Genomic DNA, 15,799 nt, shown 5'->3' with positions numbered 1-15,799 from the left:
TATGAAAACTGTTTTATTCACAATTTAAAACTTCTTTCCGCAAATGCCACCATTGTGAACAATTCTGGAATTTCCCTCTTTCCATATTGTTTTTGTTCTGTAAACATGAGATGATGAAATTGTGAAATGAACGGTCATTCATCATACGTTTTTCTTTTGATTTGTTCAAGGGATGGTGGAAAAATGGAACATAAGAAAACATACTACTCTATCGAATTGCCTACAAAAGCAGGGCCACTTGTGATTGAAGGGCCGGTTCCGGGGAAAAGGCTTGCGGAAATGGCATTCCATGAAGACTTAAAAGCTTTCCGCCCCGCGCCGAAACAGCATGCTGCCCTGATTGAAATTGCCGACCTGCCGGAGGGAAGGATCATTCTGGCACGCAGCGGCAATACAGTCGTCGGCTATGTCACGTTTCTTTTCCCGGACCCGCTCGAACGCTGGTCAGAGGGCCATATGGATAATCTTCTCGAACTTGGCGCGATCGAAGTCATTCCGAAATACCGGGGATGCGCTGTCGGCAAGCATTTGCTGAAAGTCTCCATGATGGACGACGCGATGGAAGATTATATTATTATCACAACCGAATATTACTGGCACTGGGATATGAAAGGGACCGGCCTGAACGTGTGGGAATACCGGAAGATGATGGAAAAAATGATGGCAGCAGGCGGATTGAAATGGTTCGCAACGGATGATCCCGAAATTTGTTCACATCCGGCAAACTGCCTGATGGTGCGGATCGGAAAAAGAGTCGGCCAGGAATCAATTGAAAAATTTGACCGGATCCGCTTTAAAAACCGGTATATGTACTAAAACTTCGGCAAAAAGGGGATGGGTAAAGATGATTGTGGAAGAAATCATGCAAAAAGACGTCAAGACGCTGTCACCCCGGCATACCGTACAAGACGCGCTAAAATTGATGCAGAAGGAGCAGATCCGCCATATCCCGCTACTCGATCAAAACGGCAAACTGTGCGGCGTCGTCACCGAACGGGACATCAAGGAAGTGGCGCCCAATCCGTTTTTCCCAGGCGAGCAGCTGGAAAAACTTTCGCTGCCGCTTGAAAAAATTATGAAAACGGACCTTTTGACAGGGCATCCGCTCGATTTTATCGAAGACATTGCCGCGCTCATGAATGACAACCGGATCGGCTGCCTGCCGATTCTTGAAAACGGGCAGCTGGTCGGAATTGTGACAGGGACCGATCTGCTTCAGACTTTTGTAGATCTGACCGGCGCAGGACATCCGAGTTCGCAGATTGAAATCCGCGCCCACAACCGGACCGGCATCCTGCGCGATATCACCGAAATCATATACGAACATCATCTGAATATTTTAAGTGTGCTGATTTACCCCGACCGTAAAAATGAGGAAAACCGTGTGCTCGTGTTCCGTGTCAGCACGATGAACCCGGTGTCCCTCATTACGCATTTGAAGGAGGCCGGCTATGAAGTACTCTGGCCAAATATGCCGGGGATGCCGCGATGAAAGATGCTGTTTTCGTCTATTCCACCGATTTGCTGGCTTATCGTTTCCGCGATGACCACCCGTTTAACCAGATGCGGCTCCAATTGGTTAAAGAACTGCTCGAAGCGATCGGGGCTTTGAGTGGGGAGGATATTGTCAAACCACGGAAAGCTACTGATGAGGAACTGTTGCTCATCCATGACCCGTCATATGTGGAAGCCGTAAAACTGGCCGGGCATGGAAAACTTGATCCGGTCAAAGCAGAGAATTACGGGCTCGGGACAGAAGACACCCCTGTTTTCCCGAATATGCACGAAGCGAGCGCTTTAATCGCCGGCGGTACATTGCAGGCAGCCGAAGAAGTGATGTCGGGGAGGGCGCGGCATGCTCTGCACCTTGGCGGCGGGCTGCATCACGGATTCCGCGGCAAAGCTTCCGGATTTTGCATCTACAACGATACGGCAATTGCCATTAAATATTTGCGCAAACAATACGGCGCGCGCGTTCTTTATGTGGACACGGATGCCCACCACGGTGACGGCGTGCAGTGGGCTTTTTACGATGATGAAAATGTTTGTACGTTTTCCATCCACGAAACGGGCCGTTACCTTTTCCCTGGCACCGGCAATGTTAACGAATGGGGAACGGGAAAAGGATATGGCTATTCTTTCAATATTCCTTTGGATGCGTTTACAGAAGACGAATCATGGCTGGAATGTTATGCAAAAGCATTGGAAGAAATCGCAGCATACTTCAAGCCGGATGTACTGGTCACGCAAAACGGGGCGGATGCCCATTATTATGACCCGCTCACCCATTTGTCCGCGACGATGAACATTTACCGCGAAATTCCGAAACTGGCCCACAAAATGGCGCACGAATATTGTGAAGGCCGGTGGATTGCAACTGGCGGGGGCGGCTATGACATTTGGCGGGTCGTGCCGCGGGCCTGGTCGCTCATTTGGCTGGAAATGGCGGAAAGGGAAGGCGGAAGCGGAGAGATCCCTACTGCATGGCTTGAAAAATGGCAAAAAATCTCCCCCTACCCCCTGCCTGAAAGATGGGACGACCCGGTAGGTTTATACCGCCCGATCCCGCGCAAACCGGAAATTGAAGAAAAAAACCGGCTTGTGCTGAACCGGTTGCTGCAATTCATTAAACAGACAAAATAAAAAGCCGGCCCTGCCAGATCATTCTGGCAGCACCGGCCTTATTCATTCTATTCGTTTCAATGGTGAGCGTTACCGTTTACGCCCATGCTGCTTTTTTATTTTGTCGAATTCCGGTATTCCACACGGTGCGGCAGGATGACCTGGTTTTCCGTTACGGTTTCTTTGTTCATGTATTTCGTCAAAAGCCGCATTGAAACAGCACCGATATCATACAACGGCTGGACAACGGAAGTCAGCTGCGGGCGCACCATTTCAGCGAGACGCGTATTATCGGAAGAAACGACTTCCAGCTGTTCCGGAATGTTAACACCGGCATCAAGGGCGCCGTGGATTACGCCGAGTGCCATTTCATCGTTTCCGACAAACACGGCCGTAGGGGTCTTGTCCAATTCCTGAAGCCGTTGCCATGCTTCTATGCCGGAATCATATGTATAGTCCCCTTCCAGAACATAATCCTCATTGAATTCGATGCCCGCATTACGGAGCGCTTCTTTGTATCCTTCCAGGCGCAATTCGCGGTTGACCGCATCATGCAGCGGCCCGATTACCAATGCAATTTCCTTATGTCCCTTTTTGACAAATTCGCTGATCACTTCAATTGTCGCTTTTTTATAATCGATATTAACGGACGGAATTTTTCCCGTAGGTTCAATCGACCCGGCGAGTACGATCGGAACAGAAGATTTTTCAAATTCCTCAATATGCTCTTCCGTAATATTCCCGCTCATAAACACAATGCCGTCCACTTGTTTGCCGAGCATCGTGTTCAAAAGGCGCAGTTCCTTTTCCTTATTCTGGTCGGAATTGCTTAGAATAATATTGTATTTGTACATCGTTGCGATATCTTCAATCCCGCGGGCAAGTTCCGCATACAGCATATTCGACACATCCGGGATAATGACGCCTACGGTTGTCGTCTTTTTGCTGGCGAGGCCGCGTGCAACCGCATTCGGGCGATAGCCGAGCCGGTCGATCACTTCGAGCACTTTCTTCCTTGTTGTCGGTTTCACATTCGGGTTTCCGTTAACAACCCGCGACACCGTTGCCATGGAAACGTTGGCTTCACGGGCAACATCATAAATCGTAATGTTCATCTTTCAATCACTCTCCAATATACAAGTCCTGTTCATAGTTTTCACCATTCAGCCTGTCTTAAACATAGAAATGTAAGGCTTTTTCCTCTGGTGTATCGTACAAAAAAATGCCCAAACACGATCACGTTCGACACTTTTATCAGTTCATTAGACTTCTCATTATACCATATATGATAAGCCAGGCAAAAACTTCCTGCAAGGTTTGACACAAAATTGCCACATTCTTCACAAAGAATTTTAGGGGTAAAGACGACGTCTGGACGTTGGCGCCGCTTCTTTCGTGCCGTATGTAGCAACATGACAGCGGAATTTTGGCCAATTTGAGCTTTTGCTGGAATATTGCCCGCTTCCTTAGCCGTGGCTGCCTGAACTTTGGATGGATTCCTTTACTTAGAGCGCGTCTACGTTAAGAAAGCAAGCTAATATGAAGGCATTCCTTCACTTAGAACCCGTCTATGTTAAGAAGGCGCGAAAAACGATGGCATTCCTTTACCTAGAGACCGTCTACGTGAAGGAATTTCGCTTATTCAACAATCCCTAGTTTATCCGCCATTCGATGTTCTTGCGTTTAAAAATGACAGGACGACGCCACCACACGGCCGGAAAAATCCCCCACAAAGAAAAACCTTCTGCAAGGCAGAAGGCCGGATGCTGATCCTTATATTTTCGCCGGCAAAGCGGATTGGATTTCCTGATAAAATGCATCGAACTGTTTCAAATCCATTTGCTGAGCTGCGTCCGAAAGTGCGACTGCCGGATCCGGGTGCACTTCCGCCATGACACCGTCCGCTCCGATCGCAAACGCCGCTTTGGCAGCTGGAAGGAGCAAATCCCTTCTCCCTGTCGAATGGGTCACATCCACAAATACTGGCAAATGCGTTTCCTGTTTTAAAATCGGCACCGACGTAATATCGAGCGTATTGCGGGTCGCCCGTTCGTACGTCCGGATGCCCCGTTCGCAAAGTATAATCTGTCCGTTTCCTCTTGACATAATATATTCAGCGGCATTCATAAATTCTTCAATCGTTGCCGCGAGTCCGCGTTTTAAGAGAATCGGCTTTTGGATGGAACCTGCCGCTTTCAACAGCTCGAAATTCTGCATATTGCGCGCGCCGATTTGGATGACATCGAGGTAATCGACCGCTTTTTCGAGATCAGCAGGTGTCACGATTTCACTGATAACAGCGAGATCATATTCATCGGCAATCTGTTTTAAAATTTTCAGGCCTTCAAGTCCAAGCCCCTGAAAATCATACGGAGAGGTGCGCGGTTTGTAAGCGCCGCCGCGAAGCAGTTTCAGCCCCTTCGCTTTTACGGATGCCGCAACAGCCGCAACCTGGTCGTACGATTCAACCGAACACGGGCCGAATACAAAATACGGGTTGCCGTCGCCCACTTTTTCGCCTTTAATATCAACAATTGTATTTTCTGGCTGTTTCTTCCGCGAAACGAGCAATGCTTTCCGATGGTCATCTTCCTGCAGTTCAAGGGCCGCTTTAAAGATCTCTTTAAATAAATGTTCAATGGTAGACATTTCAAACGGGCCATCGTGATGTTCTTTAATGGCATTCAGCATTTCGCGTTCCCGGACTGGATCATAGCGGTTTACACCCTGAGCTTCTTTCAGTTTCCCGATTTCCTGGACGAGCTCACCCCGCTTGTTGATCAGCTCCAGCAGCTTTAAGTTTACTTCTTCAACTTCTTTCCGCAATTGTTCAAGCTCTCTGTTCCCCACGAACCTCTCATCCTCTCTGTCAATATCCTTATCTCATTTTGTTGCCGGCATCTATTACCATAGAAGCTTACAAGTGATTAGCACTTATTATAATCGATTCTTTTTAAAAAGTCACGAAAAAATTCTTTATCGGATAAACGCTTTTATGTGCTAAAGCAATACCCGTCCTGTTATAGTTTTATATGTTTTTCTCGGAAAAAGGTTCCCTCTTTCTTTTCGTTTTGCCAGTCGCCATGTCCATCCTGATCGTAATTGATTATGTCGTGAAAAACTTCAATTCATATTATACCGCTCCATTTGAAAAAAACGCACAAAGAGCGGCTGTCGTTTGGCGCGTATCATCCTTCTTGTTCTGTTTTCCTGTCTGAAAAGCACAAAAAAAGCGGCTGATATGCCGCTTTTTTTGCGCTTACTCACCGACCGATGAGGAACTGCCTGAATTTGAACTTTGTTGATTCACATTTTCCATATCCGTTTGTGCTTTATCTTTTGCCTGCTGCGCGGTCTGAACGGCGCTGTCTTTCAGCTGGCTGCCTTTCTGCACGGCAAAATCGCGGACTTGTTTTGTTTTTTCAGCAGCCTGCGAAGCGAGCTGGGTCCCTTTTTCGGTCGCAAATTCGCGCCAGCCGTCTGTTTTTCCTTTAATGGTTTCCACCTGGCCGCTTAAGTCTTCCCGAAGTTCTTTCCCCGATTTCGGCGCCAGCATAAGCGCTACTGCAGCACCGACAACACCACCGACAATTGCACCAGTCAAAAAATCTTTCGTGGACATTTGTTCTTCAGACATGTAAATTCCTCCTTAAGTTTATGAATTTCTTACCCGTTGGAGCAGCCTTTCATCATTGCGGACCGGTTCTTCAAGAAGGTGTTTCGGGACAGGGTCTTTGGCATGGACAGGATGGGTTTCATTCGTGCCTGTGCCTGTACCTTTTTTACCCGACCATCTATCTTTTATTTCCTTCAGCGCAGCGCCCCATTGCACGGCCTGTGCAATTTTGTCCTGCCTTTTGCTGACGGCCGAAGCAATCGATGTTGTGACTTTACGCAGCGCCTGACTCAGTTGCTGGGCGGAAACACCGATATCTTCCACGGCATAGACGACACTGTTCAGCCTTTCCGATTTATGCTCGATGTCTTCAACCAACACATTCGTTTTTTCCAGTAATTTTGTTGATTCCTCTGTAATGCCGTGCATCTGCCCTTCAAGGCCCTTTACCGTATCCGACAAGTTGTCCAATGTTTTGCTTAATGATTTCAATGTCTTCGTCAGGGCGATGACCAGAATAAGGAATGCAACAGCAATCAGCGCCACGCTTAAATACAGGATGATTTTCATCTTTCGTTACCACCTCCATGTACAATAAAATTACCCCAAATCGCCTTCCTTAAACTATGGGGTTGAAATCTTTGCGGGTACCATCCTTATTTTCGCATAACGGCCGCCTTGTGCCAACAAAAATGGAAACATTTTCTGCTTGACAAATCTTATAACAAAAAAAGACATTGCCCGCCTGTTTTTCGGACAATGCCTTTGCCTTACCGGCTTACATGCTTTTGCAGCAATGCTTCGTATGCCTTTTGGTACTTTTGGATGTCCCCGGCACCCATAAAGAGAATGACACTGTTTTCAATGCCAAGAAGCGGGGACATGTCCTCTTCCTTGATAATTTGAGATCCGCTGACTTTTTCCTGCAAATCGTAAATAGAAAGCTTCCCGTGGTGTTCGCGCGCCGAGCCAAAAATATCGCACAGAAAAACCCGGTCTGCAAGGTTTAAGCTTTCCGCAAACTCTGTAAGAAATGCCTGCGTGCGGCTAAAAGTATGCGGCTGGAATACGGCGACAAGCTCTCTTTCCGGATATTTTTTCCGCGCGGCATCAATGGTTGCCTTGATCTCAGTCGGATGGTGGGCATAGTCATCAATGATGATTTGCGTGCCGATTTCTTTTTCCGTAAAGCGGCGTTTGACCCCGTGAAATGTTTTTAAATGCGTTTCAACCGCTTCTTTTTCGATGCCTTCGTATTGGCAGAGGGCGATGACCCCAAGCGCATTCAGCACGTTGTGGTTCCCGAAAGAGGGAATTTCGAACGTCCCATAAAAATTATTGCGGACCACCACATCGAATTTCGTTCCTTGCGGCTCCGTCACAATATTTCTTGCCTGAAAATCGTTGCCTTCTTCAAAGCCATAAAAAACAACCGGCACTTTCGCCTGGATTTTTTGCAGCTGCTCGTCGTCCCCGTAAGCGATGATGCCTTTTTTGACTTGCAGTGCCATTTCTTGAAAGGCGGAAAAGACATCGTCAATGTTCGCATAATAATCCGGATGGTCGAAGTCAATATTGGTCATAATCGCATAATCCGGATGGTAGGAAAGAAAGTGGCGCCGGTATTCACACGCCTCAAATACAAAATATTCCGCTCCCGGAACCCCTTTTCCCGTTCCGTCCCCGATCAAATAGGAAGTGGGCTTGATCTCATGCATGACATGGGCAAGCAGCCCGGTAGTCGATGTTTTACCGTGCGCGCCTGTTACAGCAACGCTCGTAAAATTTTTCAAAAACTCACCGAGAAATTTATGGTAACGGATCACAGGAATACCGCGTTTCATCGCTTCATCAATTTCTTCGTGCGTATCGGGAAAAGCATTGCCGGCAATCACCGTCAGGCCGGGGTGAATATTTTCCCGGTTGAAAGGCAGGATCTTAATGCCAGCATCTTCTAATGCCTGCTGGGTAAAAAAGCGCTTTTCCACGTCAGACCCCTGCACTTCGTATCCGATGTCATGCAGGATCTGTGCCAGTGCGCTCATGCCCGATCCTTTAATCCCTACGAAATGGTATACAGTCATAATAGAACCTCCAACACTGTCTATATGTATGCAGTATATGATAAAAACCCGCCATGTGCGATAAGGCATGTTTCCATAGCAGCTATACAGGCTTTATACGGCTGCCTTCATGCCCATCATAAAAAATTCATACTCCATCATTATATCATTTCCAGGCAGCCGTGAACATGAAAAAACGGAATTTTGCCCGCAGCCCGCCGGAAGCCGGAAAGGGCAGCGCACATCCGCATTCCGCATGCCCTTTTTCCTCTATCCTTGCCAAAACAGCTGCCGGCTATAAGGAAAAACGATCACTCTCTGCTTTCCGCTTCCTGCATTTGCATAAATTCGCTTTTCGTTATTAAAACATCCCGCGGCTTGCTTCCTTTCGCCCCGGAAATAATCCCCTGCTGCTCCATCATATCAATCAGACGGGCGGCCCGGTTATAGCCGATCCGAAAATTGCGCTGCAAAAGTGACGTGGACGCCCCGCCCTGGTGAATGACAAATTCGCAGGCGTCGGGAAAAAGCTCGTCTTCTTCTTCGCCCGTTTCCGTTTGTCTCAGCAATTCTTCAGGCTGGAACAAATATTCCGGCTCTGCAGTTTCCCTTACAGATGACACAACATCGTCGATTTCACGGTCGCTCACAAAAGTGCCCTGCAGCCGGACCGGTTTGGAAGTGCCGTTTTCCAAAAACAGCATGTCCCCTTTGCCTAGCAGTTTTTCCGCCCCACTCATATCAATAATGGTGCGCGAATCGACCTGTGAAGAGACGGAAAAAGCAATGCGCGTCGGGATATTGGCCTTGATTAAGCCGGTAATGACATCCACGCTCGGCCGCTGTGTCGCCAGAATCAGGTGAATCCCGCAGGCGCGCGCTTTTTGTGCAATCCGGCAGATGGCATCTTCGACATCCCCCGGTGAGGTCATCATTAAATCAGCGAGCTCATCGATGACAATGACAATATACGGCAGCTTTTCGGAAAACCTGCGGGTACGGACGGCCATTTCATTATAACGGTGAATATCGCGCACACTTTCATGGGCAAACAATTCATAACGCCTTTCCATTTCTTCAACCGCCCACTTTAATGCCGCTGTTGCCATTTTGACATCTGTAATGACAGGGCTGACGAGATGCGGAATTTGATTATATGGCGCAAGCTCCACCATTTTCGGGTCGATCAGGAGCAGTTTCAAATCCTGCGGCGCCGCTTTATACAGGAGCGAAACAAGCACCGAATTGATACAGACGCTTTTTCCCGATCCGGTGGCGCCTGCAATCAGCCCGTGCGGCATTTTTTGCAGGTCGGTTACAACCGGTTTCCCCGAAATATCCAGGCCCATCGCAACCGTCAACGGAGATTTGCTGTTTTGAAATACGGGATCACCGATGATCTCACGCAAACGGACAGGGCGGCTTTTCAAGTTCGGGATTTCAATGCCGACCGTATGCTTGCCCGGAATCGGCGCTTCGATCCTGATATCTTTCGCAGCGAGGCTTAATTTTAAGTCGTCGTTCAGATTGGTGATTTTATTGACTTTTACGCCCGGTTCAGGCTGGACTTCAAACCGGGTGACGGAAGGCCCCTGGCTTGCGTTTACCACTTTCGCGCGGACATTGAAATTTTCAAGTGCCTCATCCAGCGTATAGCTTTGTTCTTTGATCCACTCCTCATCCCGGGTCTGCTTCACCGGCGGCTCCAGCAACGAAAGCGACGGGAAAGAAAACGGTTTTTCACCGCTGTTTTCGGCCGGATTTTCTTGTTCCGGCCGGGGACCCGGGGCCTCTTTCTTTTCTGTGATCCTCCGGCGGTCCTGTTTCAGCATCAGCACGTTAAACGGCAGATGCTTTCGCGGGCGTCTTTCCGTTTTTGTTGCTTCGCCGGATGACGGAGAAGTGCCCGCCATCTCCGTATGCCGCTGTTCCGGTTCATTTCCTGCATTTTTTTCGGTTTTTTCCGAAGCATATGCCGAAGGGGTTCCCGGCTCATTTGCAAGGTCCGCCATGCTTGCCTCTTGAGAAACGGCGGCATCCTCTTTTGACAATTCACTTGCCGGATTGAATCCCAGTGTTCCTGCGTTTTGCTGGTCTGGTTCATTTACCAGGATGGCTTCGGTTTTTTCCGAAGCATATGCCGAGGAAGCTTTTTCCGGTTCACTTGCAATGGCCGCCGTACTTGCTTCCGGAGAAACAGCCGCTGCATCCTCTTTTGGCAGCACACTTGCCGAATCGGATCCCGGCGTTTTCGCTTTTAGCTGTTCCGATTCATCTGCCGGGTTTGTGCCGGGTTCTTCCGGAGAAATGGCCGTGGCATTCCCTTTTTCCGGTTCGTTTGCCGGATCGGTTTCGGCTTTTTCCGGTTCACTTGCCGAAGCAGCTTTCTCTGTTTCCGGCTCATCTGCCAGGCTTATGCCGGATTTCTCCAGCATGCCTGCTGCTAAAGATTCCGGCGTGCCCATGCTATGTTGTTCTGGCTCCATGTTCTCCAAAGCGGATGCCGGAGTCTCTTCCGATTTTGCCGGGTCACTTGCCGGGTCGGATCCCAGTGTTCCTGCGTTTTGCTGGTCTGGTTCGTTTACCTGGATGGCTTCGGCTTTTTCCGAAGTATATGACGAAGAGGTTTCCGGTTCATTTGCAAGGCCCGCCGTACTTGCTTCCAGAGAAATGGCCGCCGCATCCTCTTTTGGCAGTTCACTTACCGGGCCAGATTCCGGCATTTCCGCTTTCGGCTGTTCCGATTCATCAGACGGAATTGTGCCGGTTTTCTCAAGCTTGTATGTCGCTTCGGCTTCATCTGCCGCACCTGGTGAATCTTCGCCGCGCCCTGTTTCCGTTTGGACAGGTTCGCCCTTTTCCGCCTGATCCGCTGTTGCGCGCCCGGCTTGATCTGCCGGTAAATCCATTTTTTTCTCTTCGAACAATTGATCCGCCATGCCGTGTTCAGGTGTTGTCAGGTTCCGTTCGCCGTCCGTGCCCGGATTTTCTGCAAAATCAAGCAATTGCTGCAGTTTCGCCATATCCAAGAGACGGATATCCTTTTTGTAATGATCTTCCAGCTCGTATTCCAACACTGTTGTTTCTTCCTGCGCAGAATCATTTGTCGGCCGTTTAAATCCAAAGACCGGGGACGGGATATCCGTCGGCCGGAAAGGATGGCCTTTTTGCACTTTTTCGCTCCGTTCAGACTGTGGCTCGGGACGATGTTTTTTTGCCCGTGGCCGCTGCTTTTCCGGTTTTTCAGCCGTCTTCCGGCGCGCCCCTTCCTGATCCGGAATTACAGGAAAACGAAACTGTTTTTTCGGATAATGATAAGCCACACGGGTATCTATTTTGTCCGGGCGTGCCTGGTAAAGCCCGGGTTGTTCCGGGGCCTCTTCGTGCACGTTTTCATCCTTAAAATATTTTGCCATTTTTTTAATCCAGCTCAAATTCATCACTCTTTCCTTTGCTCATGCGTCCGAAGAGCCTTTCAAAAATTCTTCTCACCTTCCATTATACAAAGGAAACACATGTTTTTCGAGGGATTTTTTAACACAGGCATGCCGGCATAAAAAAATCGGGGTTAGGCACATTATGAGTGATACTATTTTTTTGAAGGAGGGAATGGATTGAAGATCGCAAAAGCATTGCTCGGCATCGGGCTTGCATCCGGGCTGTTGATGGGATGCGGAAACAATAACGGTGCTGGCGACAATAATGGCAACCGCAACAATGCACGGCCTGTACGCTATAACGACACAGCCGACAATAATGATGTGCGTTACAATAATGTCCGTTACAATACAGGAAGAACAAACGGCAATAATGGCGCTGATTTGACAAATAATACACGGGGTACACAAGGGATCAACAACGCCAATTTGACGAACAATAACGGCAACGGCAACAACAACAATAATAACAACAATAACGTCCGGGTGGCCAACCGTATTGCGCGCAGCATTGAGAATTTAAAAGAGGTAGCACAAGCGCGTGTCATCGCCACGAATGACAATGCTTATGTGGCTGTCTTACTGGAAAGGAACCAAAACAACGACAAACTTGACAAAAAACTGAAAAACAAAATTTCGAAAGTTGTCAAGCAAACCGATCCATCGATCAATGATGTGTACATTTCCGAAAATCCGGATTTCTTTGACCAGATGAGTGATTACGTCAATGACATCCGAAACGGCCGCCCGATTTCAGGATTTTTTAACCAGTTTAACGATATCATTCAGCGTGTCTTTCCGAACGGATCAAGATAAGCGAAAAAGGGCCGCATCCCGCGTGATGCAGCCCTTTTTTTGGCATCCGGCTTTTTATTCCGGCAGCGGAAATTCGCTTCCGACTTCGTATTGCCCGTCCAGCACAAGGATGCCTTTTTTCTGCGGTGCATTCGGGAGCCCGAGTTCACGCGCCGAGCAGATCATGCCGCTTGAAGCCACGCCGCGCAGCACGGCATCTTTGATGATCATCCCGTTCGGCATAACAGCGCCTGTTTTTGCAACCACAACTTTTTGCCCGGCTTCCACATTCGGCGCGCCGCAGACAATTTGCAATGTCTCAGCACCGGTGTCAACCTGGCAGATGCTTAAATGATCAGAATCCGGGTGCTTTTCCTTTTCTTTTACATACCCGACAACGAATTTCGGGGACAAGTCGGCGTCCAGTTTTTCATCGAACCCGTTTTCGGCGAGTATTCCGTTCAGCTTGTCGAGTAAAGCTTCCGTCAGTTTCACGGGGCCGCTTCCTTCAAACGCGCCGTACCGGGATGCTTCAAAAATATTGAACCCGGCTGTTTCTTTTGTCTTTTCATCATAAATGCGGGCAACCGTGCCTCTCTTTTCATAAGCGGCATGCTCCGCGTCTTTGATCATAACAATCAATGTATCGCCGATGCCTTCGCGGTTGTAAAAAACATTCATAAACGAAACGTACTCCTTTCAAGACTTCCGGTTTTTGCCCAAAATAAAGACCGGCTCCAATTCGCCGTCCTGATATAAAAATGAGAGGGCAGTAATCGGCACATGGCCGTTTGCAAAAAAATTCATCGCCATTTGCGCGATTATATCATAACCTGTTTCATTGCGGATGTCACCTATAATTAAAACATCCTGATGGGGAACAGCAAGAACCATTTCCCCTTCCGTTTTCTCGGACATTTCCTGCAATAACTTTTCATTTAAAATCCGGCTTGCATCATAGCCATCATTCGTGTTCAAGAAATAAAAATCATTCCCTGCGACAGTGTCTTTTTTCATTTTCGTGGAAAGCGACCGTAAATTAAACCGCGCCGTTTCCCGAATTTGTTCCGGGCTCCACTCTTCCCGCTCCAGCATTTGAAGATCGATCAACCGGTACGTATTCCCCAGATCAAGCGCGTAATAAATGCGCGTCTCGGCCGTGTGCGCATCGGTTAAAAACGGGATGCCTCCTGGAGCTTCTTCTGGAAAAGAAGTGGACCGGATCACAGGAAAAATACTTTTTTCCCGGCCATTAAGCGAATGGTTTTTCCCCATTACACCGAGCGCTGCTTCCGCATAATAGACAACTTCTTTAATCGCTTCTTCTTTTTGGGTAGCCCATTTGGCGGCAATCTCCGGCAGGGAAATATTGAGTCCCTGGTGTGTGTCTTCATTTTCGACCCGAAGTACATCTTTTTCACGGTCATAGGAAAAAATCCGTCCTTTTTTCTCCAGCCTTTTTTCCAGCTCCCGTCTTAATTGTTTCGTATCCATTTTCCGGTTGGCACCTCCTTTATCCCCCAGCTTAGGAAAAATCCCCCGTCCGCAAAGAGGGGGATTTCGGCCTGCTTTTTGTCTTTCCTGAAAATATGCGTATGCATTCGGATGGTGCCGCGTTCAATGCGGCTTGATCATCTATGATTCAGGCAAGGCTTTCGATAAATTTTTCGACTTCTTCTTTTGTTTTCCGGTCTTTGCTGACGAAACGGCCGATTTCCTTGCCGTCCCGGAATGCGACAAAACTCGGGATCCCGTATACATCAAGATCCGCACATAAATCCAAAAATTTATCGCGGTCAACATGGACAAAAGTATAATCGCTGTATGCTTTTTCAATTTCCGGCATAAACGGGTCTAAGAAGCGGCAGTCTGGACACCAGTCCGCTGAGAACAAAAAAATGTGTGTCCCGTTTTCTTTCAAGTTTTTAAAATCTTCCATTGATTGCAATTCTTGCATGGTTAAACCCTCCAGTTTCTGTGTCTTCTTTTTATTATACCGTAACGGCAGAGCTGTTTCATTTTTCACCACCCGGCTTTCCCGGTATAATGAAAATTGAGCAGTTTGCGGGAAATGGACTTTTTACATAAGGGGTAGACTTCATGACCATTTTAATTGTAGATGACCATAAAGTAAATTTATTTGTCATAGAAAAAACTTTAAAAAATGCCGGATATAATCAGTATGTATCTTTCACTTCGGCTAAAGGATTATTCGCTTATTTGCATCTTGGTGAGGAACACGCGCCAAAACCGCCTGCCGACTGCATTTTGATGGATATTATGATGCCCGAAATCGATGGTATTGAAGCGTGCCGGATGCTGCAGCAGTCACAGCGTTTTCGTGATATTCCCGTCATTTTCCTGACTGCGCTTGATGATGCCCGGAAGCTGGCGGAAGCACTGAACGCCGGGGGAATCGATTATATTACTAAGCCGATCAACAAAGTCGAGCTGATCGCCCGCCTTAAAGTAGCACTGCGCCTGAAAGAAGAGAAAGACTGGCATGCGGAACAGGAAAGGCATTTAAAAGACGAGCTCGATCTTGCCATGCAGGTTCAGCGCACACTTTTGAGCGAACCGATAAAAGAAAACTGTCTTTCCATTACATCTTCGTACAAACCGGCTCATCAACTGGCCGGTGATCTTTATTACTGGTATAAAATGGATGATCACCGTTACAGCCTCATGCTTCTCGATGTGATGGGGCACGGGATTTCAGCATCGCTCGTCTGCATGTTTATTTCTTCCAAATTAAGGGATTTAATGCAAAGCAAGGCAGACCCTGAAACGGTGATGCAGAAATTAAACGAACTGATGCTTTACCTGAATAAAAATGGCGGGTTGCAGCATTATTTTACGGCCATCTACCTTGTGCTCGACTGTGCCAGCAAAACGATCGAATATGTGAATGCCGGCCACCCGCCCGCTTTTGCCCTCGTGGATGAAAAGGAAGTTGTGCCGCTTTTGGAAGGCGGATGTGCTGTCGGCTTCTTCCCGCAATTGAAAGTGGAAAAGCAGGTGCTCCGCTACCATGAGAGCCTGCAGCTCCTTTTATTTACAGATGGCGTAATGGAAGCACTCGATTCGGACAGCCACGACGGCTTGAAAATCCTGCAGCAGCTTGCTTCATCCGTCTGGTCTCCGGAAAAGGCCACTTCCCCCTTGGATACCGTCCTTGCCAAAGAACTACAGGAACAACAGCCGGATGATATGTGTGTTGTGCTCGTGCAGGCAAAATAAGTGCTAGGGCTTACTAAGCGAGATAT

At 48.1% G+C, this 15,799-nt stretch carries 14 protein-coding genes; 5 read left to right on the top strand and 9 right to left on the bottom strand.

Annotated features, from left to right (window positions below; genetic code table 11):
• Positions 1–183: 183 nt before the first annotated feature.
• The 3 genes from ABR335_RS06300 to ABR335_RS06290 are packed head-to-tail and all read left to right on the top strand — an operon-like array spanning position 184 to position 2,643.
• On the top strand, positions 184–816 hold the full coding sequence (locus ABR335_RS06300) for a GNAT family N-acetyltransferase (RefSeq protein ID WP_061087214.1): 633 nt from the start codon (positions 184–186) through the stop codon (positions 814–816).
• Positions 817–844: 28 nt separating this feature from the next.
• Entirely contained in the window at positions 845–1,492 is a 648-nt protein-coding gene (locus ABR335_RS06295; protein WP_061087215.1) for an acetoin utilization AcuB family protein, read from the top strand.
• Positions 1,489–2,643, top strand: coding sequence for an acetoin utilization protein AcuC (locus ABR335_RS06290; protein WP_014097697.1), 1,155 nt, complete (start codon positions 1,489–1,491; stop codon positions 2,641–2,643). The genes ABR335_RS06295 and ABR335_RS06290 overlap by 4 nt, the downstream gene beginning before the upstream one ends.
• A 95-nt stretch (positions 2,644–2,738) precedes the next feature.
• Here the strand turns inward: ABR335_RS06290 and ccpA are convergent, their stop codons facing one another.
• The 6 genes from ccpA to ABR335_RS06260 all read right to left on the bottom strand — a co-directional run bounded on the left by ccpA (position 2,739) and on the right by ABR335_RS06260 (position 11,741).
• Positions 2,739–3,737 (bottom strand): catabolite control protein A, encoded by a 999-nt coding sequence (gene ccpA, locus ABR335_RS06285; protein WP_014097696.1) that lies wholly within the window; start codon positions 3,735–3,737, stop codon positions 2,739–2,741.
• A 658-nt stretch (positions 3,738–4,395) separates the two neighbouring features.
• Positions 4,396–5,472: a bifunctional 3-deoxy-7-phosphoheptulonate synthase/chorismate mutase gene (locus tag ABR335_RS06280; protein WP_014097695.1), complete on the bottom strand. Its 1,077-nt coding sequence runs from the start codon at positions 5,470–5,472 to the stop codon at positions 4,396–4,398.
• 409 nt (positions 5,473–5,881) lie between these two features.
• Positions 5,882–6,259 carry a YtxH domain-containing protein gene (locus tag ABR335_RS06275; RefSeq protein WP_014097694.1) on the bottom strand — a complete coding sequence of 126 codons (378 nt, stop codon included), beginning with the start codon at positions 6,257–6,259 and terminating at the stop codon, positions 5,882–5,884.
• 18 nt (positions 6,260–6,277) lie between these two features.
• A complete protein-coding gene (locus ABR335_RS06270; protein WP_014097693.1) occupies positions 6,278–6,808 on the bottom strand; it encodes a DUF948 domain-containing protein in 531 nt (176 codons plus the stop codon).
• 200 nt (positions 6,809–7,008) lie between these two features.
• Positions 7,009–8,322, bottom strand: a complete 1,314-nt coding sequence (murC, locus tag ABR335_RS06265) for a UDP-N-acetylmuramate--L-alanine ligase (protein WP_014097692.1) — start codon at positions 8,320–8,322, stop codon at positions 7,009–7,011.
• Positions 8,323–8,612: 290 nt separating this feature from the next.
• A complete protein-coding gene (locus tag ABR335_RS06260) occupies positions 8,613–11,741 on the bottom strand; it encodes a DNA translocase FtsK (RefSeq protein ID WP_046721544.1) in 3,129 nt (1,042 codons plus the stop codon).
• A gap of 174 nt (positions 11,742–11,915) precedes the next feature.
• On the opposite strand from ABR335_RS06260, the gene ABR335_RS06255 reads away from it, so the two are divergent.
• A complete protein-coding gene (locus ABR335_RS06255) occupies positions 11,916–12,554 on the top strand; it encodes a YhcN/YlaJ family sporulation lipoprotein (protein WP_014097690.1) in 639 nt (212 codons plus the stop codon).
• A 54-nt stretch (positions 12,555–12,608) separates the two neighbouring features.
• On the opposite strand, the gene ytpR is transcribed toward ABR335_RS06255, so the two are convergent.
• From ytpR to ABR335_RS06240, 3 genes are all read right to left on the bottom strand, one after another.
• On the bottom strand, positions 12,609–13,214 hold the full coding sequence (gene ytpR / locus ABR335_RS06250; RefSeq protein WP_014097689.1) for a YtpR family tRNA-binding protein: 606 nt from the start codon (positions 13,212–13,214) through the stop codon (positions 12,609–12,611).
• Positions 13,215–13,232: 18 nt separating this feature from the next.
• Complete coding sequence (locus ABR335_RS06245; protein ID WP_017550264.1) at positions 13,233–14,027, bottom strand: DUF1444 domain-containing protein; 795 nt, start codon at positions 14,025–14,027, stop codon at positions 13,233–13,235.
• Positions 14,028–14,175: 148 nt separating this feature from the next.
• Positions 14,176–14,490, bottom strand: a complete 315-nt coding sequence (locus ABR335_RS06240) for a thioredoxin family protein (RefSeq protein WP_071451976.1) — start codon at positions 14,488–14,490, stop codon at positions 14,176–14,178.
• A gap of 143 nt (positions 14,491–14,633) precedes the next feature.
• On the opposite strand from ABR335_RS06240, the gene ABR335_RS06235 reads away from it, so the two are divergent.
• On the top strand, positions 14,634–15,773 hold the full coding sequence (locus ABR335_RS06235) for a SpoIIE family protein phosphatase (RefSeq protein ID WP_046721545.1): 1,140 nt from the start codon (positions 14,634–14,636) through the stop codon (positions 15,771–15,773).
• Positions 15,774–15,799 lie beyond the last annotated feature (26 nt).

The sequence above is a fragment of the Heyndrickxia faecalis genome (genome assembly GCF_040267745.1).
GTDB classification, from domain to species: domain Bacteria; phylum Bacillota; class Bacilli; order Bacillales; family Bacillaceae_C; genus Weizmannia; species Weizmannia faecalis.
Note: the sequence above shows the minus strand (reverse complement) of the source record. Positions and strands in the feature narration are given on the sequence as shown.